The sequence below is a fragment of the Streptomyces ossamyceticus genome (genome assembly GCF_001418475.1).
GTDB lineage: Bacteria > Actinomycetota > Actinomycetes > Streptomycetales > Streptomycetaceae > Streptomyces > Streptomyces ossamyceticus.
This window is the reverse complement of record NZ_LIQX01000407.1, coordinates 1-18,913: the sequence shown is the minus strand read 5'-3', so window position 1 is coordinate 18,913 and position 18,913 is coordinate 1. Positions and strand designations below refer to the sequence as shown.

Below are 18,913 nucleotides of genomic sequence, written 5' to 3'. Positions count from 1 at the left end.
CGGCTCTCCCCGCCGCGCCGAGGACCCGGCGCTGACCCCCGTGATCCGCAAGGCCGCCGCGGCCATCGAACGGCGACTGCTGGCGCAGAGTTCCGCCCGTGAGCGCTCGCTGCTCCAGGCGTACTCGGCGGCCGAGGCCAAGGCCGACAGCGACCTGCACCACAGTGTCCGGATGGACGCCCTGGCCCTCGAACTCCGCCCCGGCGACCGGGCGATCCTCATGGAGAAGGCGGCCGAGCTGATCTCCCGCGCCCAGCGGGCGCGGCGAGGGGGCCGAGGAGTTGCTCGAACTGGCGCGGGATGTCCGGGAGCGCCAGGGAGGGGCCGGGGAGGACGGCCTCGATGGCCATGCCCTCGACTCCCGAGGCGCTGGTCACGGGGCGGCTCACGAGGGTGATCCGCCGGCCGTCGGGCAGGGGCACGTCGACGGCCGCCCGCTGGGCGCGGGAGATCAGCTCGGCCGCCTTCTCCATGAGGATCGCCCGGTCGCCGGGGCGGAGTTCGAGGGCCAGGGCGTCCATCCGGACACTGTGGTGCAGGTCGCTGTCGGCCTTGGCCTCGGCCGCCGAGTACGCCTGGAGCAGCGAGCGCTCACGGGCGGAACTCTGCGCCAGCAGTCGCCGTTCGATGGCCGCGGCGGCCTTGCGGATCACGGGGGTCAGCGCCGGGTCCTCGGCACTGCGGGGATAGCCGAAGCACAGGACGCCCTCGATACGGCCGCTCAGCGGGTCCCGGACGGGGAGCGCCCGGCAGGCGCTGCCCTGGGAGCGTTCGGCGAAGTGCTCGGCGCCGTAGACGCCGATGAGCCGGCGTTCCGCCAGGGCGAGGCCGATGCCGTTGGTGCCGGCGAACCGCTCGGCGAAGACGAACCCCGGCACCGTCTGGATCGCCGGGAGGCTCCGGGCCATCGACGCCCGGCCGAACCGGCGCATCAGCACCGTCCCGTTCCCGTCGGCCAGGGAGATGTTCATGGCGCTGCCGGCGAACCTGGCCTGCAGCCGGTCGAGCACCGGCGTCGCCGCGCGGACGATGCGGCCGTCGGGGTCGAAGTCGTCACTGAAGGGCAGCTCGGACTGGTTCGGCGACAGTCCCAGGGACCGGGAGCGCCGCCAGGAGTGCAGGATCGACGTCCGCACCCCCGTCTCGACCGGTTCGCCCTGGAGAAAACGCTCACGAAAACGCGCGGGTCCCGTGCCTTGTGTCGCACGGCCCGTGAGGATCGGCTCGCCGTCGGACCTGACCACGCTCGCCTCACACGCGCCTTCGATAACCCGCTTATCGGAAGTATCCGGCATTGACGAGGATACGGGCATCCGCAACCCGAGTCACGGTCGGCCAGGGAGCGCGCACGGAGCCGGGCGGGCCTGAGGGGCCGCAGGCGCCGGAGCCGTCGCAGGCGCCGCAGGCGCCGCAAGGGTGGGCCGATCACAGGACCGCGACCGGGTTGACGGGCGATCCGGTGCCGCCGGGGACGTTCAGCGGGGCCACGACGAGCAGGAACGTGTACCGCCCCGCCTCCGCGGTGGCCGCGGCGAGCGCCTCCAGATCGAGGTTGTCCAGCAGGGGCACGCCCATCGCGGTCACGGCCAGGGCGTGGACCGGCGAGTGCACCCCAGGGACCGGCGAGGGCCGTACGTCGCTGTCGCCGTCACCGCCGAGCAGGCAGACACCGCGTTCGGCCAGCAGGGGCAGGGCGTCCACATGGAACCCGGCGCTCGCGGTGTCGGGGTCCCAGGCACCGAGTTCCGCGCGGCGGCGGACCTGACCGGAGCGCAGCAGCACCGCGTCGCCCGCCCCGATCGTCACCCCGAGCGCCTCCTCCGCCGCGAGGACGTCCTTCGCGCGTACGGCTCGGCCCGGCTCCAGCCAGCGGACGCCGAGGACGGCGGGGAGGTCGAGCAGCACACCCGTCGTGACGAGGGGGCCGAGCGCGGCCACCGTGCCGAAGCGGGCGCCGGCCGCGTCGACGGACTCGTGGGCCGCCCTGCCGTCGTAGAGCCGCCCCCGGTAGGCGATGTGGGACAGGGCGTCCAGATGGGTGACGCCCTTGCCGTGGTAGTCGGCGGCGAGGAAGTCCTTGTGGGTCGTGGGCTCCGGGCTCTCCACGTCCCCGAGGTCGGTCATGTGGTGCAGGGCGGGCTTGCGGTTGTCGGGGCCGGGCCGGGTGTTCCAGGGCAACGCCATCGGGACGACCAGCCCGGACCGCACGTGCCCGGTGGCCCGCCGCACATGCTCCTCGGTCACCCGGTTCCACGCGCCCCGGTCGGCGGGGTCCCAGCGCCCCCAGGTACGGACGGCCTCGAAGATCCGGTCGAACTCCTGCCGGGAGACGACGGGACCGTTCGGTTCGGCGTCGCCGTCGGGGCCGGACTGCTCGACGTGGGCCGCCCGACCGTGATCGGTGCGGGTCGCCCGAAGACGTTCGGCTCCGGCGGCCTCCGGGTGTTCGGCTTGGGCCGCCTGGCCGTCTTCGGCACAGGTCGCCCGACCACGGTCCGCAGGGGCCCCCTGCTGACGGGCGACCGCCCGTTCGGGGTCGACGGCCTGCTCCGGGCCCGCCGCTCGCTCCGGGTGCGGGGGCTCGGCGGATGTCGGGCTCATCGGCACTCCCCGCGGACGGTCACGCGCACTCTCCACGCGTCCACCGTGCACCTGTCAGAGCACCCGGCGCCACAGCACAGCCGGGGACCGGCCCGGACCAGGGCCCTGGGGCCGCCGAGGCCAGACCGAGCGCGGCGCCGACCGCCAGTCCCAGGGGTGGTGCGCGGCGCGGTGCACGCGTTCGACATCCACCGGCACCGCGAGCGCCCCCCAGGTCGCGTCGGGCGGGCGGCCGCACCGAGCCGACGGCGCCCGCGAGGCGAAGGCTGCGGCCGTGCCCGGAGGGGAAGGATGAACTCTCGGGGCGGGCCCTGTGCGCATCCGGCGGGACCCACTCCGAGGGCGGGCGGCGGCGCCGGTACAGCCTCTTCGTGACCAGGTTCGCCAGGAGCAGCACCGTCGTCATTCCCGCCACGCCGGTCACGACGGGCGGCGGCTGGGGCGGCACCGACGCGGCCACCGGCCGCGCCCTCCCGTGGCCGTCGGCATCACCGCCACGGCCCACCACGCCTTCGTGTGTTCGGCCGCCTCCGCGACCGCGGGCAGCACTCCCCGCGCCGACGCCGGCCCGAGTCGACGACCCGGCGGGGCCGACCGTCGGTCCGCGGCGCGCAGTTCCGCCATCACTCTCGCGGGCGGCGTTCTCCCGTCCCTGCCGCCCGGCGCCGGTGACCCGGCGCTCATGGGCGGCGCGGGGGCTCAGGTGCGAAGCCGTCGTCGGTCCTCGTCGGTCCACTTCCGTGTGTCGCGCGGCTGGACGTACGGCTCCTCGTCGACCGGATGGCCTCCGGCGACGGCCCGCTGTCGCGCCAGCTCCGCGTCGAACTCCAGGCCGAGAAGGATCGCGAGATTCGTGATCCACAGCCACACCAGGAAGACGATCACACCGGCGAGGGTGCCGTACGTCTTGTTGTACGAACCGAAGTTGGCCACGTACAGCGCGAACCCGGCCGAGGCGACCATCCAGATCAGCAGTGCCAGGAAGCTGCCGGGAGTCACCCAACGGAAGCCGCGCACCTTGGCGTTGGGGGTCGCCCAGTAGAGCAGCGCGATCATGACGGTGACCAGCGCCACCAGCACCGGCCACTTCGCGATCGACCACACCGTCAGGGCCGTGTCGCCCATGCCCAGCGCCGAGCCCACCTCACGGGCCAGGGCCCCGGTGAACACGACGATCAGCGCGCTGATCACCGCGAGGACCAGCAGGACGACCGTCACGGCGACCCGGATCGGCAGCACCTTCCAGACGGGGCGGCCCTCGGGGATGTCGTAGACGGCGTTGGCGGTGCGGATGAACGCGGCGACGTAGCCGGAGGTCGACCACACCGCCAGCACCAGACCGACGATCGCCATGACGGAGCCGATCCCGGCGTTGCCCTGGAGCTGCCGCACCGCGTCCTGGAGGATCTCCCGCGCCGAACCCGGGGCGAGGCTCTGGATGTTGTCCAGCACCTGCTGGGTCGCCGAGCGACCGGTGAGCCCCAGGAGGGACACGAGCACCAGCAGCGCGGGGAAGAGCGAGAGGATCCCGTAGTACGTCAGGGCGGCGGCCCGGTCGGTCAGTTCGTCGTCCTTGAACTCCTTCAGGGTCCCCTTCAGCACCGTCGACCAGGAGCGCCTCAGCACCTGCGTCGGCTGGTCCGGCGCCCGCCGCTCCACGTCCTCGTCGGGCCCGATGGACCGCTGGTCCTCGGGCGGGCCGATGGACCGCTCGTCCTCCTCCGGGCCGACGGGCCGCTCCTCGGGCGCTCGCTCCGTCCGGCCCTCGGGGCCGAGGGGCCGTTCCTCCGGCGCCCGCCGGTCCACCCGGTCCCCCCGTTCCTCCACGACATCGGCCTCGCGGTCGTGCGCGTGGTGTTCGCCATGCCTTCTGAGCCGTTTCCGTGTCAGCGCCATGCCGCACGCGTATCCGCACGCCGAGCACCTATGCGCTTGTTTGGGCAGAAATGTCGAGCACCGGGTGCCGGGGTTCCCGTCAGTCGCCCGGCTGAGGTCAGAGGGTGTCCGTCGCGGGCCGGGACGCGACCATGCGGCGCAGTTCGGCCTTGGCCAGCTTGCCGCTGGCGTTGCGCGGGAGTCGGTCGAGGAGCAGGAGCCGGGTGGGGAGCTTGTAGTCGGCGAGGTGGCGGCCGGCGAACACCCGGACCTCCTCCAGCGTGGGTTCCGCGCCGGGCGCGCAGGTGAGGACGGCGAGGACGGTCTCGCCCCAGGTGGGGTCGGGCACCCCGAGGGCGGCCGCCTCCAGGACACCGGGGCAGGCGGTGAGGACGCGTTCCACCTCGGCCGGGTAGATGTTCTCGCCCCCACTGATGATCATGTCCTTGAGGCGGTCGACGATGTAGTAGAAGCCGTCCTTGTCACGGTGGGCGATGTCCCCGGAGTGGAACCAGCCGGCGTCGTCGAAGGCGGCGGCGGTCGCCTCGGGGTTGTCCCAGTAGCCCGGCGTGACGTTGGGGCCGCGGACGCAGATCTCGCCGCGGGTGTCGGCCTCGTCGACCCCGTCCCCGGTGACCGGGTCGACGACGCGGATCTCGGTGTACGGCATGGGCGCGCCGGCGGAGCCGGTCTTCTCACGGGTCAGCGCGGCGGGCAGATACGTGGCGAAGGGGGCCGTCTCGGTGAGCCCCCACGCCTGCTGGAGGAGGACATCGCGCTCGGCCCAGTCGTGGATGAGCCGCGGCGGCACGGGTGCGCCCGCGACGATCGGGGACCGCAGCGCGCTCAGATCGGCCTCGGCGAAGCCCGGCTCGCGGGCGAGGGCGGCGTACATGGCGGGCACCGCGAAGAGACCGGTGACCCGGTGGCGTACGAGGTCGTCCAGGCACTGCGCGGGGTCGAAGGCGCGGCGTACGACGACGGTGCCGCCGCGCAGCAGGGTCCGCAGGGTGAGGGCGTTGAGGCCGCCGATGTGGAAGAGGGGGGCGCCGGCCAGGTTCACGTCGTCGGAGCGCGTGTCGACCATGCTGTCGACGTTCACCGCGTTCCACCAGATGTTGCCGTGGGTGAGCATGACGCCCTTGGGGCGGCCGGTGGTGCCCGAGGTGTACATCAGCACACCGAGGTCGTCCTCGTGCAGGGGCACCGGTGGCCGTTCGGCGCGGCCGGGGCCGAGCAGCAGCGACAGCGGGGTCCATCCGGCCGGAGGCGTCGCCGGGGCCGGGCAGGCGGGGTCGGTGTCGACCAGGACGCGACGGCGGGCCGGGAGGTCGTCGGCGATCGACTCGACGAGCGTGCGGTGCCCGTCCTCGACGACCAGGGTGTGGGCCCCGCTGTCGACGAGGATGTCGCGGACCTCCTCGGCGACGAGCCGGAAGTTGACGGGGATGAAGACGGCGCCGAGGTGGGCTGCGGCGAAGAGGGTGTGGAAGAAGGCGGCGCTGTTCAGGCCCAGGTAGGCGATCCGGTCGCCGCGGCGCAGCCCCTGCTCGGCGAGTCCCGCGGCCAGCTCGACCGCCGTCCGGCTGAGCCGGGCGGCGGAGAACTCCTGGCCCTCGTAGCGCAGGGCGGTCGGGGTGGGGTACTTCGCTCTGCGGTGCAGAGCCGCTGCGGGGCTGATGTCGACGGCGGCCATGGCGGCGGCTCCTTCGCTGGCTGTCGTACCGGCTTCGCCGAACGCTCCGGAGAACTCCTTGTCGTCCCACCGTCCCACCGGGTGGCCCCCGGTGAAACCGGACGGTGCGGCCCTACCGGACCGTCGTCTCGTCCGGCAGGGTCTGTTCGGCCCAGATGGTCTTGCCGGTGCGGGTGTGGCGGCTGCCCCAGCGCCGGCTGAGCTGGGCGACCAGGAGGAGGCCGCGGCCGCCCTCGTCGAAGGCGCGGGCCCGGCGCATGTGCGGGGCGGTGCTGCTGGAGTCCGACACCTCGCAGATGAGGGTGGCGTCGCGGATCAGCCGCAGCTGTACGGGGGCGTCGCCGTAGCGGATGGCGTTGGTGACCAGTTCGCTGACGATCAGTTCGGTGACGAAGGAGAGGTCGTGCAGCTGCCAGGCGGCGAGCTGGTCGCAGGCCAGCTTGCGGGCCCGGGCGACGAACGTGGGGTCGGCGGGGACGTCCCAGGTGGCGACCTGGTCGGCGGCCAGGCCGTGGGTGCGGGCCAGGAGCAGGGCGACGTCGTCCGCGGGCCGGTCCGTCAGCAGGCCGCGCAGGACGCCGTCGCAGGTCTCCTCCAGGGGCCGGTTCTTGCCGCCGAGGGCCTCCCGCAGCAGGGTGAGCCCGTCGTCCATGTCGTGGCCGACGGTCTGGACGAGGCCGTCCGTGTACAGGGCGAGCACGCTGCCCTCGGCGAGGTCGAACTCCGCCGTCTCGAACGGCAGGCCGCCCACGCCCAGCGGCGGCCCGGTCGGCAGGTCGAGGAACTCCACCTCGCCGTCCGGGGCGACCAGGGCGGGCGGCGGATGGCCGGCGCGGGCCATCGTGCACTGCTGCGTGGTGGGGTCGTAGACGGCGTACAGGCAGGTCGCGCCGATCTCGCCGGGGCTGTCGGCGTCGTCGTCGCCGTCCGCCGCCGTCTCGGTGTCCAGGCGCAGGACGATGTCGTCGAGCTGGGTGAGCAGCTCGTCCGGGGCGAGGTCCACGTCGGCCAGGGTGCGGACGGCGGTCCGCAGCCGCCCCATGGTCGCCGAGGCCTGCACCCCGTGGCCCACGACGTCGCCGACGACGAGCGCCACACGCGCCCCGGACAGCGCGATCACGTCGAACCAGTCGCCGCCGATCCCGGCCCGGGAGCTGGCCGGCTGGTAGCGGGAGGCGATCTCCACGGCGGCCTGCCGGGGCGCGTGATGGCGCAGCAGGCTGCGCTGGAGTCCGAGCGCGATGGCGTGCTCGCGGGTGTAGCGGCGGGCGTTGTCGACGCATACGGCGGCGCGGGCGGCCAGCTCCTCGGCGAGCAGCAGGTCGTCCTCGGTGAAGGGGTCCGGGGTGCGGTGGCGGGCGAGGAGCGACAGGCCGAGCGTGACGCCGCGGGCCCGCAGCGGCACCGCCATCAGCGAGTGGATGCCGTGGGCGTCGATGCTGCGGTCCCGCGCGGGCGTGTCCGCGGCCCAGAGCCGCCGGGTGCTGTCGTCGACGTCGTACAGCAGGGCGCGGCCGCTGGTCAGGGCCCGGCCCGGCGGTGAGTCCTCGTCGTAGGTGTGCCGGCTGCCGACGGGGATGACGGCTTCGGGGCAGCCCTCCAGCACGGACCGCTGGGCGGTGCGGCGGAACAGCAGGGGGCCGGCGCCGGGCAGGAGGGGCGCCTCCTCACCGGCCAGCACCGAGTCGAGCAGGTCCACCATGACGAAGTCGGCGAAGTAGTCGGTGCACACCTCCGCGAGTTCCTCCGCGGTGCGCGCCACGTCGAGGGTGGAGCCGATCCGGCCGCCGGACTCGTTGACCATGGTGAGGCGGCGGCGGGCCAGGAACTGCTCGGTGCTGTCGAGCGCCACCAGGCACATGCCGCGCACCGCGCCTGCGTCGTCCTTCAGCGGGCTGAGCGACACCAGCCAGGCGTGCTCGCGGGCCTCGCCGGGCGCGCGCAGCCAGGCCTCGTACGGCACCGGCTCGCCCGTGCGCAGGACGCGCTGCACCGCGGCGTCGAGCCCTTCGAAGCCGGGCAGCTTGCGCCTGCCGTCGACGGACTCCCCCACCCGGCGGCCGAGCAGGTCCTTCTCCGGCCGGCCCATCACGTCCTCCATGGCGGAGTTCGTGGCGACGGCGAGCCCGTCCTGGTCGAACAGAGCGATCGGTACGGGCAGCTGGTCCAGGGCCCAGCCCCGCAGCCGGGCCACGGGTTCCGGCACCGTGGCCGTCAGGAACCACCGGGCCTCCCCCGCCGCGTCCGTCAGGGGGTGGGCAACCAGTTCCAGCTCCACCCGGTGGCCGTCCCGGTGCCGGGCGTCGACGGGGCCGTGCCATTCGGTCCGCCGGTTGAGACGGCGCCGGGCCGGGGCGGGAAGGGGGCCGGTCAGCAGCTCGGCGGCCGGTCGGCCGAGGACGTCCTCGGGCCCGTAGCCGAGCAGGTCACGGGCGCCGGTGCTCCACGCGACGATCACCCCCCGGGCGTCCACCGCGGCCGAGGCGACACCGTGCTCGCCCATCGTTCCTTCTCTCCACGACCTCTCGACGACCGGAGCCGCCGTGGGCGGCTCCGTGAGATCGACTGCTCGCACTGCTTCCCGGGTTCATTGTGCGCCGGGCACTCCCCACGGCGCGCGACCGCGGAGCACCACGGTCCGCAAGGCGTCCGGTTCCGGGGGTGGCGTCCCACCGGTCGCCCGGCGAGGATGCCCCCTCGCGCGACACATCCTGCCGTGCGTCGTGGCGGTCGACATCCGCCCGGACGGGGAGGGGGTCCGCGATGGGGGCTCATGCGGCACCGGGTCGTGGCGGACGCGCGCTGTGGGCGCCGACGGTTCTCCTGCTCCTGGCCGTCCTCCTCGGTGTCCCCCGGGCCGAGGGGGCGCCCGTGGCGGCGGACGCCTGCCGCACCACGGGCACCGCGTTGCCGCTCGGGGACTGCGGGCCGTTCTGGCAGGTCCTCGCGGAGGACTTCAACGGTGACCGGGTGCCGCTGGGGTCGTTCGACGACTGCGCGCACGAGGTCGACACGTCCGCCGCGTACTGCGGGGGCCTGACCGGCGCGTACCGCGACAACTGGTGGGCCTATCCGACGGGCTGGCCCGACACGGCCGGAGAACGGGGCCGGGAGGTCGTCGGCGTCTACCACCCGGAGGACACCGTGAGCGTGGGTCCTGCGGAGAACGGCGACGGGCGGATGTTCATCCGGATGTGGCGACCCACCGACGGAGGTCCCGTGCACGCCGCCGCGGTGGTACCGCGTGCCGTCATGCAGATGAGGTACGGCAAGTACAGCGCCCGCATCAAGGTCACCGCGCTCGCTCCGGGCTACAAGTCCGCCTGGCTCCACTACGGGGGCGGCTGCGAGATGAACCATCCCGAGGGCGAGTGGACGGACGACCTCACCGCTTTCCATCATCCGTGCGGGGGTGGCGAGCAGGGCTACTTCCCGGGGGCCGACGACTGGACGCAGTGGCACACCGTGTCCACGGAGTGGACGCCCGGCGAGGTGCGGTTCTTCGTCGACGGCAGGCTGGTCGGGCACGACACGCGGCAGGTGCCGGACCGGCCCCTGTCGTGGGTGCTCCAGAACGAGAGCGCCCTGCGGGGCCCCGGCGCCGCCCCCGGCAGCAGCGCCCAGCTCGACATCACCTGGGTCGCGGCCTACGCGTACGACTGGGAGTAGACCGGCCCGCGGCCGATGCCGTCGAGCGTCGGCCTCCGCGCGCCCGAGCTGGCCGCGCCCGGCGCCGCGTGCCTCCGTGGCCGCCGGCCCGCGCGGGTCAGGGCGTGCGTACCGGGAGGAGGGCCCGGGTCTCCCAGCCGCGGCCGACGCGTGGGCCTGCGTACAGTTCGCCGCCCAGCGCGGTCACCCGTTCGTTCAGGCCGACCAGTCCGAAGCCCCCGCCGCGTGCGTCCTCCGGCAGCTGGGTGCCGCCCCGGCCGTCGTCGGCGACCGACACCTCCAGCCGGTCGCCCCGCTGGCGCAGCGCGACGGTGATCCGCTCGGCGTCGGCGGCATGCCGCCGCACATTGGTCAGGGCCTCCTGGACCACCCGGAAGGCGGCCGCCTGCACCTCGTGGGGCAGGTCGTCGGTCACGGACGGATCACGCAGCAGCGTGGCCTTCTGCGCCGGGCCGCCGAAGCCGTCGACCAGTCCGACGAGGCCCGCGAGATCGCCCACCGGGCGGCGCTGGGCCGCCTCGGTCTCCTCCGGCGCGCGCAGGACACCGACCGTGCGGCGCATCGACGCCAGCGCCTGCGTCGCCGCGCCTTCGATGCCCTCCAGGACGGGGTCCAGCCCGGCGGGCCGCGAGGCCGCCATCATGCGGGCCATCTGCGTCTGCACGAGGATCCCGGTGACGTGGTGGGCGACGAAGTCGTGGAGGTCGGCGGCGATGGCGAGCCGTTCGGCGCGGCGGGTCTCGCCGACCGCGGCGGTACGGCGGTGGTCCACGGAGCGCAGATAGGCGGCGACTCCGGCGACGAGCCCGATCAGGGCGAGCCCGACCACCAGCAGCGCCAGGGCGTCCCCCAGCGCGGGGCCGAAGAAGCGCGCCGGCACGGCGAGCAGCGCCACCCCGTCGAGCGTCCCGCACACCAGGGCCCACCGCGGCCGCGCATGGCGTACGGCGAGGAACAGCAGGCACAGCAGGACGACCGGCTCGCAGGGGCCGAACGGCTCCGTGCGGTGGGCCAGTACCGCGTCGACGCCGTACAGCAGGGAGAGCGCGGCGGGCACGCTCGTGCGCAGCGGTACCGTGAACCACGGCGGCCGTCGCCCGGCCGGCCAGAGCAGGGCGGCGAGCCCGGCGGCCAGTACGACGGCGACCGGCCCCATGCCGGAGCCGGTGCTGTTCGCGTAGGCCAGGTCGACGAGGGACACCGCCAGGGACGCGCCCAGGGCGAAACCCCGGACGCACCCCTGGGCGGAAGTGGATCTCATGAGGGTCACCGTATGTCCGGCCGGGCACCGGCAGGATCGGCCGATCGGCCGGGACACCGACGCCGCACCGGTCGCGGATCCCGGCCGATCGGCCGAGGCGCGCGGCCGTGTCCGCGGGCGAGAGTGGGCCCACCCTCGCTCGATGCCCGATCTGTCCGATGCCCGACCCGTCCGATGCCCGACTCGCCTGTGCCCGACCCGTCTGATGCCCGACCGTCCTCGACCAGGAGTCATGAGATGCAGCGCGGTTTCCTCGCCGGAACCGTCGGTGGCGTGGTCACCGTGGTGACGGTGGCCGGTGTCGCCACCTGGCTGCTCGCCGCCAGGAACGAGCAGCACACGACGGTCGACCCGACCGCCCGGGGCCCTCGGGTGGAGGTGGACGGCCGCCCGGCGGTGGACCGCTTCGTCCTGGAGGCCCGCATCCAGGGGTGGTACCACCCGCTCCCGTGGGTCGGCAGGAGCATCCACGACGTCTCCTGCTCGGCCCCGCTGAAGGCGGTGGTCGGCGCGACCGGGATGTGCACGGCGCGGTCGGACGGTGAGCGGGTCGCGATCCCCGTCCGGGTGCTCCGCGTCGAGGGAGACCCGGACAGGCCGCGGGTGACCTGGTTGTTCGAACGCTGACGGCGCGCTACGCGCCGAGGGCGGCCATCGCCCGGTCGAGCATCACCGGCAGCGGGACCTCGCCGTCACAGGACACCCAGCCGGTCGCGGCCGTGTCCAGGCAGGCCAGCGCGGCCGCGACCAGGGCCCTCGGCCGGGGGTCCCGGGCGTCGTCGGGCCCGGCTCCCAGGCGTCGGGCGATCTCCGGGACCATCAGTTCCTGCCAGTGCAGCTGCTTCTCGAAGTGCCGGGCGCGCAGCGACGGCGTCTCGTTGAGCATGCGGAGGTATCCGAGTGCCTGATCGGGGTGCTGGGCGTTCATGCGCATGACGACGTCGAACGCCCGGCGCAGCGCCTCCCAGGGCCGCTCGTCGTCGGGCCGGCCGGCGAGTTCCTCCGCGATCAGCCGTCCGGAGTCCTCCAGGCGACCGAGGACGATGTCCTCCTTGGTGCCGAAGTATCGGAAGAGGGTGGCCCGCGAGACGCCCACCTCGGCGGCGATCTGGTCGACGGTCGTCCCGTCGAACCCCCGCTCGCTGAAGAGGCGGTGGGCCGCCTCCACCACTTCCGCGCGCACCGCCGCGCGCATCCGCTCCCGCAGACCGGGGGGTTTGGCTGCGGGCTGCGCGGACGTGCGAGCGGCTTCGGTCATGCGCGCAGAGTACAACAGAGGCTCATCATGAGACTGAGTCTCTATATGAGTCGCCGAATCATTGTTGTACGCTGCTCGGCATCTGCGAGGCCCGTTCGAACCTGAGGGACAGAGATGTCTTTGTCTGTGGCGCCCGGTGCGGAAGTGACGCCGGGTCTCGACCGGCGTACCGAGCTGAGGGAGTTCCTGCGTTCCCGCAGAGCCCGGCTGAGGCCGGCCGACGTGGGCCTGCTGTCCCACGGCCGCCGCAGGGTCCCCGGTCTGCGCCGCGAGGAGCTGGCGCAGCTGGCGGGGGTGTCGTACGCCTACTACGCCCGTCTGGAGCAGGGCTACGGCGAGTCCATGTCGGCGGAGGTGCTGGACGCCGTCGCCCGCGCCCTGCGCCTGACCGAGGAGGAGCGCGACCACCTGGTGCGGCTGGCCCAGCCCGGCCGCCGGGTCCAGGCACGGGAGGTGCCCGCGCCGCCTCGGCTCCGGCCCGGCGTCCAGAACCTGCTCGACGCGCTCGGTGTGCCCGCCTACGTGGTCAGCCGGCGCCTGGACATCCTGGGGTGGAACAGGCTCGCCGCCACGGTCTTCGGGGACTGGTCCGGCACTGCCCCCCGAGACGCGCAACACGGCCCGGCTGATCTTCCTGTCACCGGAGACGCGCGCCCGGTTCGCCGACCCCGACGACACGGCCCTGAGAATCGCCGGCGTCCTGCGCATCAACGCGGGCAAGAGCCCCGACGACCCGTACCTCGCCTCACTGATCCATGAACTGTCCCTGCGGAGCGAGGAGTTCCGGCGGTGCTGGGCCCGGCACGAGGTGAGCTGCGGAAGCATCGGCGACTCGGTGCGGATGCGGCATCCGCTGGTGGGGGAGTTCGACCTCGTGCGCGAACCCATGGTCCTGCCCGGCGGCGACCCCATGCGGCTGATCGCGTACCACGCCGAGCCGGACTCACCGTCCGAGGAGGCGCTCCGCCTGCTCGCCGACCCGCTGACGGCCCCGCGCTGAGCGTCCCTCTAGCGCGCTGAGCGTCCCTCTTCTTGGAGAGGCCCACTTACGGAAGGGTCCCTTCTCGGACCGGTCCCCTTGCGACCCGCCGAGTGGTCACGCGGCCGCCGGGGCGGGCGGCGGCAGGGTCACATGCGTGGGGTGGTGGATGGGACCGGGGAGGCGGGAAAGCGGCATGCCGGTGCCGTGGTGGGCGCGGGCGACGATCTCGGCGGTGATGGACACGGCCGTCTCCTCGGGAGTACGGCCACCGAGGTCGAGGCCGATCGGGGAGCGCAGGCGGGCCAGCCGCTCCTCGGGGACACCTGCCTCGCGCAGCAGTTCCAGCCGTCGCTCATGGGTGCGGCGGGAACCCATCGCCCCGACGTAGCCGAGAGGCAGGTCCAGGGCCAGGCGGAGCAGCGGGATGTCGAACCTGGTGTCGTGGGTGAGGAGGCACACCGCGGTGCGGGCATCCACGTCGGCTGTGGCGAGGTAGTGGTGCGGCCATGCGACGACGACCTCGTCGGCGTGCGGGAAGCGGGCGCGGGTGGCGAACACGGGGCGGGCGTCGCAGACGGTCACGTGGTACCCGAGGAACGATCCGGCCCGGCACAGCGCGCTCGCGAAGTCCACGGCGCCGAAGATCAGCATGCGGGGCCGGGTGGCATGGGTGTGGACCAGGACGGACAGGGGGTCGGGGCAGGTGTCGGCGTCTCCCCCGACGTCGACGCGATCGGTGCGGCCCGCCCGCAGCAGGGCCGAGGCCTGGGCCGCGACCGCCCGGTCCTCGCGGATGCCGCCCAGGGTTCCGTGGGCCTGGCCGCCCGCGAGGACGGACAGGGTGCGGCCGAGGAGGTCCTCCGGGCCGTCCACGATCTGCGCGACGGCGACGGAGCGGCCCGCCACCGCCTCGCCCAAGGCCGTCGCGAGGTGGGGCTCGTCGGCGGGGTCGACCCGCCGCACCAGGACCTCCAGCTCACCGCCGCAGGTCAGGCCGACGGCGAAGGCGTCGTCGTCGGAGTATCCGAACCGGGCCCGCTGCGGGGGTTCGCCCGGCTCCAGCACCTGCCGGCACAGCTCGTAGACGGAGCCCTCCACGCATCCTCCGGAGATGCTGCCGACCACGTCGCCGTCGGCGTCCACGGCGAGAGAGGTGCCCGGTGGGAGGGGTGCGCTGCCGCCGACCTCGACGACGGTGGCGAGGGCGAAGGGGCGGGCCTCGCGGCACCAGCGGTACAGCGTGTCCGCGATGTTCAGCATGGGGTGTGTCCTTGTGGAAGTGATCGGGGAGGCCCGCCGCCGCGCCGGAGGGGGGAAGTCGTGCGCGGCGGCGGGCGGACCGGGTCGTTACGGGCTCCTTCGGGGGGAGGTGGAGGGGCCCGTTGCCGCCCGGGGTCCGAAGAGGCGCCCCTCGGTCAGAGGCGTCCCCCGGTCAGAGGCGTCCCCCGGTCAGAGGAGGGCCTCGACGGTGATGGGGAGTTCACGGATCCGCCGCCCGGTGGCGTGGAAGACCGCGTTGGCGACGGCCGGTCCCACACCGATCGCCACGATCTCCCCGAGGCCCTTCACACCGATCGGATCGGCGTGGGCGTCTTCCCCGTCGAGGTAGACCGCCCGCAGGTCCGGGATGTCGGCGTTGACGGGCACGAGGTAGTCGGCGAGACCGGCGTTGAGGATCCGGCCGTCGCGGTGGTCGGTGACCGTGTGCTCCAGCAGGGCCCCGCCGATGCCGCCGACCATGCCGCCGAGGGCCTGGCTGTCGGCGAGCTTGGGGCTGATGATCCGTCCGACGTCGTAGACGCCGAGCATCCTCCGTATCCGCACCAGGCCGAGCCGCCGGTCGACGGCCACCTCCGCGAACACCGCGCCGTAGGCGTACATGGAGTACCGGTCGTCCCCGCTCGGGGCGAACGTCCCGGTCACCTCCAGGTGCGTACGGCCGTTGCGGGCCAGGAGCCGCCGGTAGGTCTCGCCGCGCGCGGGGTCGGCGGCCAGGTGCAGCCGGCCTCCGCGCACCACGACGTCGGCGGCGTCGACACCGTGCAGCGGTGATCGCTCGTCCGCGACAGCGAGTGCGATCGCCTGCCGCCGCAGATTGTCGCAGCCGTCCTGGACGGCGGACCCGACGCCGGCCATGGTCTGCGAGCCGCCGTGCGGCGGGGTCGGCGGGAAGGTGGAGTCGCCGAGTTCGAAGCGGACGGCGCGCAGGGTCAGCCCCAGGGCGTCGGCGGCGAGCTGGGTCATGGAGGTGTAGGTGCCGGGGCCATGTCGCTGGTCGCCGCCTGGACGAGGGCGGTGCCGTCGGCGTCCAGCCTGACGCGGGCCTGTGACCGCATACGGAGCGTGTCGTAGACGCCGCTGGCCATGCCCATGCCGATGAGCCGGTCGCCCTCTCGTCGGGAGCGGGGCCTCGGGTCGCGCCGGTGCCAGCCGAACTCGCGGGCGCCGGTCCGCAGGCATTCGCGCAGTCGCCGGGTGGAGAACGGCAGCCCGTTGGACGGGTCCTCATCCGGTTCGTTGCGCAGCCGCAGTTCGACCGGGTCGACGCCGATGTCGTGGGCGAGTTCGTCCAGCGCCGACTCGATGGCGAACACGGCGGTGGAATAGCCGGGCCCCCGCATGAACGTCGGCGTGTTCACGTCGAGCGGCACCGTCCGGTACGTCTGGCGCACATGGGGCGTGGCGTAGTGCATCTGCCCGGGGACCATGACGCCCTCGGTGAAGTGCTCGTACCTCGACGTCTCGGCCCGCACCCGGTGGTCCATCGCGGTCAGCCGACCGCCGCGGGTGCTGCCCAGCCGCAGCCTGTACTCGTAGGCGGGGCGGAACCCCACCCCGTAGTACAGCTGTTCGCGGGTGAGGACGAGCTTGACCGGGCGGCGGAACGTGCGGGCCGCGAGGGCCGCGAGGGTGGTGTGCGGCCAGGTGCGCAGCGCGTTGCCGAACGCGCCGCCGACGAACGGGGAGATGACACGGACATTCTCCGTCGGGATCCCGAGGACGGCGGCGAGTTCGGCCTGCGCGCCGAGCACCCACTGGGTCTTGTCCCAGACGGTGAGCCGGTCGCCGTCCCAGCGGGCGACGGTGGCGTGCGGTTCCATCGCGTTGTGGTGGTTGCGGGCGAGCCGGTAGGTGCGGTCCAGCGTGACCTCCGCCGAGGCCAGCGCCTTCTCTGGGTCGCCGCGCGTGTAGTTCTGCTGGGGCAGGGGGTCGTTCTCGGGGGTTCCGGGCGCCGTCAGGTCGGTCGAGGGCCGCTCGGCGTCGTAGGAGATCCTCACGAGGTCCGCCGCGTGCCGGGTGGTCTCCAGGGTGCGGGCGACGACCACGGCGACGGGCTGGCCGAAGAAGCGGACCCGGTCGTCCTGGAGGACGTGCAACCGTTCCCCGACGGCGGGGTCCAGCCATGCCCCCTGGTTGTCGCGGTAGGCCAGTTCGAGTCCGTCGAGGTGGCTGATGACGCCGAGGACGCCGGGCAGGGCGTCGGCGGCGCGGGTGTCGATGCCGGTGATACGGCCCCGGGCGACCCGGCTGTCGACGACGACCGCGTGGACGACGTCCCCCACGACGGGGGTGTCCTCGGACGCGGAGGTCCGGGCGCGGGGGACGTCGGCCGCGTACCGGGCCCGGCCGGTGACCTTCAGCCGCCCGTCCACCCGGGACAGCGGCGCTCCGACGGCTGCCTGCGGCTGCGAGCTCATTCGCCCCCTCCTACGACGCGCAGTTGCCGTTCGACGGTCCGTCGCAGCAACTCGACCTTGAAGCGGTTGTGTCGGAGCGGCCGGGCCCCGTCGGCGGCGTGCCGGGCAGCCCGCGCTCACAGGGCGGGGGACGGACGCTGCCCGATGAGGTGCCGCTCGACGGCGGGCAGCTTCCACGGCACGGTGCCCACTCCCCCGGCGGCGACCTTCGCCTCCCGGATCACCCCGCCTCGGATGTGGAGGGCGACGGCCGCCGAGGTGAGCGCGAACTCGTAGGACTGGCGGTCGCGCACCTTCAGATATCCGGACCTGAGCGGTCGAGGGTAGGCCGGTATCTCGACCGACGTGATCAACTCACCCTGCCTCAGAGCCTGTTCACGGTGCGGGGTACTGCCGGGCCGGAGCAGGAAGTCGGTGAAGGGCACGGCCCGCTCCCCCGTCGGGCCGAGCAGGTGAACCGTCGCCTCCAGCGCCGCGAAGGCCACGGCGACGTCGGAGGGGTGGGTGGCCACGCAGGAGTCGGAGGTGCCGAGGATGGCGTGGGCGCGGTGGTGCCCGTGCAGGGCTGCGCATCCGGAGCCCGGGTCGCGCTTGTTGCAGTCGGCGGTGACATCACGGAAGTACGCACAGCGGGTGCGCTGCATGATGTTGCCGCCGATGGTGGCCATGTTGCGCAGTTGCGCGGACGCGCTCAGTTCGAGTGCCTGGGACATGACCGGGTGGAGAGCGCGCACCTTCGGGTGGGCGGCGGCCTCGGCCATCCGGACCAGCGCGCCGACGCGCAGGCCCCCGCGTCCGGTGACCGTGACCTCGCGCAGGGGCAGGGCGCTGATGTCGACGAGGGTGCGGGGGCGTTCGACGGTCTCACGCATCAGGTCGACGAGCGTGGTCCCGCCCGCGAGGTAACGGCCGCCGTCCCGGCCCGCGGCGAGGGCCTGCCGGGTGTCGGAGGCCTTGGTGTAGACGAAGGGGTGCATGGGGACCGTGCCTCATTTCCCGTGCGCGGCCTGCTCGACCGCCCGCACGATCTTCACGTAGCAGCCGCAGCGGCAGATGTTGCCGCTCATCCACTCCCGGATCTCCTCCGGGGAGCCGGTGCGGCCTTCCTGGACGCAGGCGACGCCGGACATGATCTGGCCGGGGGTGCAGTAGCCGCACTGGAAGGCGTCCTGGTCGATGAACGCCTGCTGGAGCGGGTGGAGTTCGTCGCCCCGGGCGAGGCCCTCGACGGTGGTGACCTCGGTGCCGTCGAGTCCGACCGCCAGGGTCAGACAGGAGTTGACCCTGCGGCCGTCGACCAGCACGGTGCAGGCGCCGCAGGCACCGGCGTCGCAGCCCTTCTTGGAGCCGGTCAGGCCGAGGTGTTCGCGCAACAGGTCCAGCAGTGAGGTCCGGTTGTCGATCGTGACGGTGTGCCGGTCGCCGTTGACGGTGACGGAGACACGGCTGCCGGGCGCCGCCCCGCCGTCACCCGCGGCCTCTGCACCCCTGACGGGTGGCCCCGCGTACAGGCCGCCCACCACGACGGCGGCGCCGACGGCCGCGGTGGTGCTGGACGCGATGAAGGTACGTGCCGGGAGGGGGCGGGCGAGCCGTCGGAAGGGCTCTCGGGAGGGCTCTCGGGAAGGGAAGGGGCTGGTGTGGGGGGTTCGGTGGACATGCCCACTCTCTCGGTCGACGGAAGGCGGAGGTGGCGGCGGCGCACGGGCCGGGGTCGGCGGGTGTCTGTGTCGGCACGAGCCGAAGTCGGCACGAGCCGAAGTCGGCACGAGCCGGAGCCGGCGAAGGTCGAGGTCGGCGCAGGTCGGCGGCAGCGTTGGCGGGTGGCACACGAGCCGCCGGCCCGCCCAAGCCGCCGGCCCGCGCGGGCCGG

The 18,913-nt window shown here is 73.8% G+C and carries 10 protein-coding genes and 4 pseudogenes; 3 read left to right on the top strand and 11 right to left on the bottom strand.

Features of this window, described 5'->3' with window-relative positions; all coding sequences use genetic code 11:
- Positions 1-230: 230 nt before the first annotated feature.
- The 5 genes and pseudogenes from AOK15_RS27480 to AOK15_RS27460 form a co-directional block, all read right to left on the bottom strand.
- Positions 231-1,244 (bottom strand): annotated as a pseudogene (locus tag AOK15_RS27480) (sigma-54-dependent transcriptional regulator family protein); the annotation flags it as partial.
- Between the two features lie 181 nt (positions 1,245-1,425).
- The gene (locus tag AOK15_RS27475; RefSeq protein ID WP_055521047.1) at positions 1,426-2,307 is read right to left on the bottom strand and encodes a cyclase family protein; all 882 of its coding nucleotides are present in this window, start codon (positions 2,305-2,307) and stop codon (positions 1,426-1,428) included.
- A 993-nt stretch (positions 2,308-3,300) separates the two neighbouring features.
- The gene (locus AOK15_RS27470) at positions 3,301-4,497 is read right to left on the bottom strand and encodes a YihY/virulence factor BrkB family protein (RefSeq protein WP_240508615.1); all 1,197 of its coding nucleotides are present in this window, start codon (positions 4,495-4,497) and stop codon (positions 3,301-3,303) included.
- Positions 4,498-4,594: 97 nt separating this feature from the next.
- Positions 4,595-6,172: an AMP-binding protein gene (locus tag AOK15_RS27465; RefSeq protein WP_055521045.1), complete on the bottom strand. Its 1,578-nt coding sequence runs from the start codon at positions 6,170-6,172 to the stop codon at positions 4,595-4,597.
- Positions 6,173-6,284: 112 nt separating this feature from the next.
- Complete coding sequence (locus AOK15_RS27460; protein WP_055521044.1) at positions 6,285-8,675, bottom strand: SpoIIE family protein phosphatase; 2,391 nt, start codon at positions 8,673-8,675, stop codon at positions 6,285-6,287.
- A 260-nt stretch (positions 8,676-8,935) separates the two neighbouring features.
- Here AOK15_RS27460 and AOK15_RS27455 point away from each other — a divergent pair, with 260 nt between their 5' ends.
- The gene (locus tag AOK15_RS27455; protein WP_055521043.1) at positions 8,936-9,841 is read left to right on the top strand and encodes a glycoside hydrolase family 16 protein; all 906 of its coding nucleotides are present in this window, start codon (positions 8,936-8,938) and stop codon (positions 9,839-9,841) included.
- A gap of 97 nt (positions 9,842-9,938) precedes the next feature.
- Here the strand turns inward: AOK15_RS27455 and AOK15_RS27450 are convergent, their stop codons facing one another.
- The gene (locus AOK15_RS27450; RefSeq protein ID WP_055521042.1) at positions 9,939-11,102 is read right to left on the bottom strand and encodes a sensor histidine kinase; all 1,164 of its coding nucleotides are present in this window, start codon (positions 11,100-11,102) and stop codon (positions 9,939-9,941) included.
- A 237-nt stretch (positions 11,103-11,339) separates the two neighbouring features.
- On the opposite strand from AOK15_RS27450, the gene AOK15_RS27445 reads away from it, so the two are divergent.
- Positions 11,340-11,729: a DUF4333 domain-containing protein gene (locus AOK15_RS27445; protein ID WP_055521041.1), complete on the top strand. Its 390-nt coding sequence runs from the start codon at positions 11,340-11,342 to the stop codon at positions 11,727-11,729.
- Positions 11,730-11,736: 7 nt separating this feature from the next.
- Here AOK15_RS27445 and AOK15_RS27440 read toward each other — a convergent pair whose 3' ends face one another.
- On the bottom strand, positions 11,737-12,360 hold the full coding sequence (locus AOK15_RS27440) for a TetR/AcrR family transcriptional regulator (protein WP_240508614.1): 624 nt from the start codon (positions 12,358-12,360) through the stop codon (positions 11,737-11,739).
- Between the two features lie 114 nt (positions 12,361-12,474).
- On the opposite strand from AOK15_RS27440, the pseudogene AOK15_RS27435 reads away from it, so the two are divergent.
- A pseudogene (locus AOK15_RS27435) lies at positions 12,475-13,360 on the top strand (helix-turn-helix domain-containing protein).
- A gap of 96 nt (positions 13,361-13,456) precedes the next feature.
- Here AOK15_RS27435 and AOK15_RS27430 read toward each other — a convergent pair.
- The 4 genes and pseudogenes from AOK15_RS27430 to AOK15_RS27415 all read right to left on the bottom strand — a co-directional run bounded on the left by AOK15_RS27430 (position 13,457) and on the right by AOK15_RS27415 (position 18,563).
- Positions 13,457-14,602 (bottom strand): XdhC family protein, encoded by a 1,146-nt coding sequence (locus AOK15_RS27430; RefSeq protein ID WP_055521039.1) that lies wholly within the window; start codon positions 14,600-14,602, stop codon positions 13,457-13,459.
- Positions 14,603-14,791: 189 nt separating this feature from the next.
- Positions 14,792-17,040, bottom strand: a pseudogene (locus tag AOK15_RS27425) (xanthine dehydrogenase family protein molybdopterin-binding subunit).
- A pseudogene (locus tag AOK15_RS27420) lies at positions 17,037-18,017 on the bottom strand (FAD binding domain-containing protein). The pseudogenes AOK15_RS27425 and AOK15_RS27420 overlap by 4 nt, the downstream one beginning before the upstream one ends.
- A gap of 12 nt (positions 18,018-18,029) precedes the next feature.
- Positions 18,030-18,563, bottom strand: a complete 534-nt coding sequence (locus tag AOK15_RS27415) for a (2Fe-2S)-binding protein (RefSeq protein ID WP_055521038.1) — start codon at positions 18,561-18,563, stop codon at positions 18,030-18,032.
- Positions 18,564-18,913 lie beyond the last annotated feature (350 nt).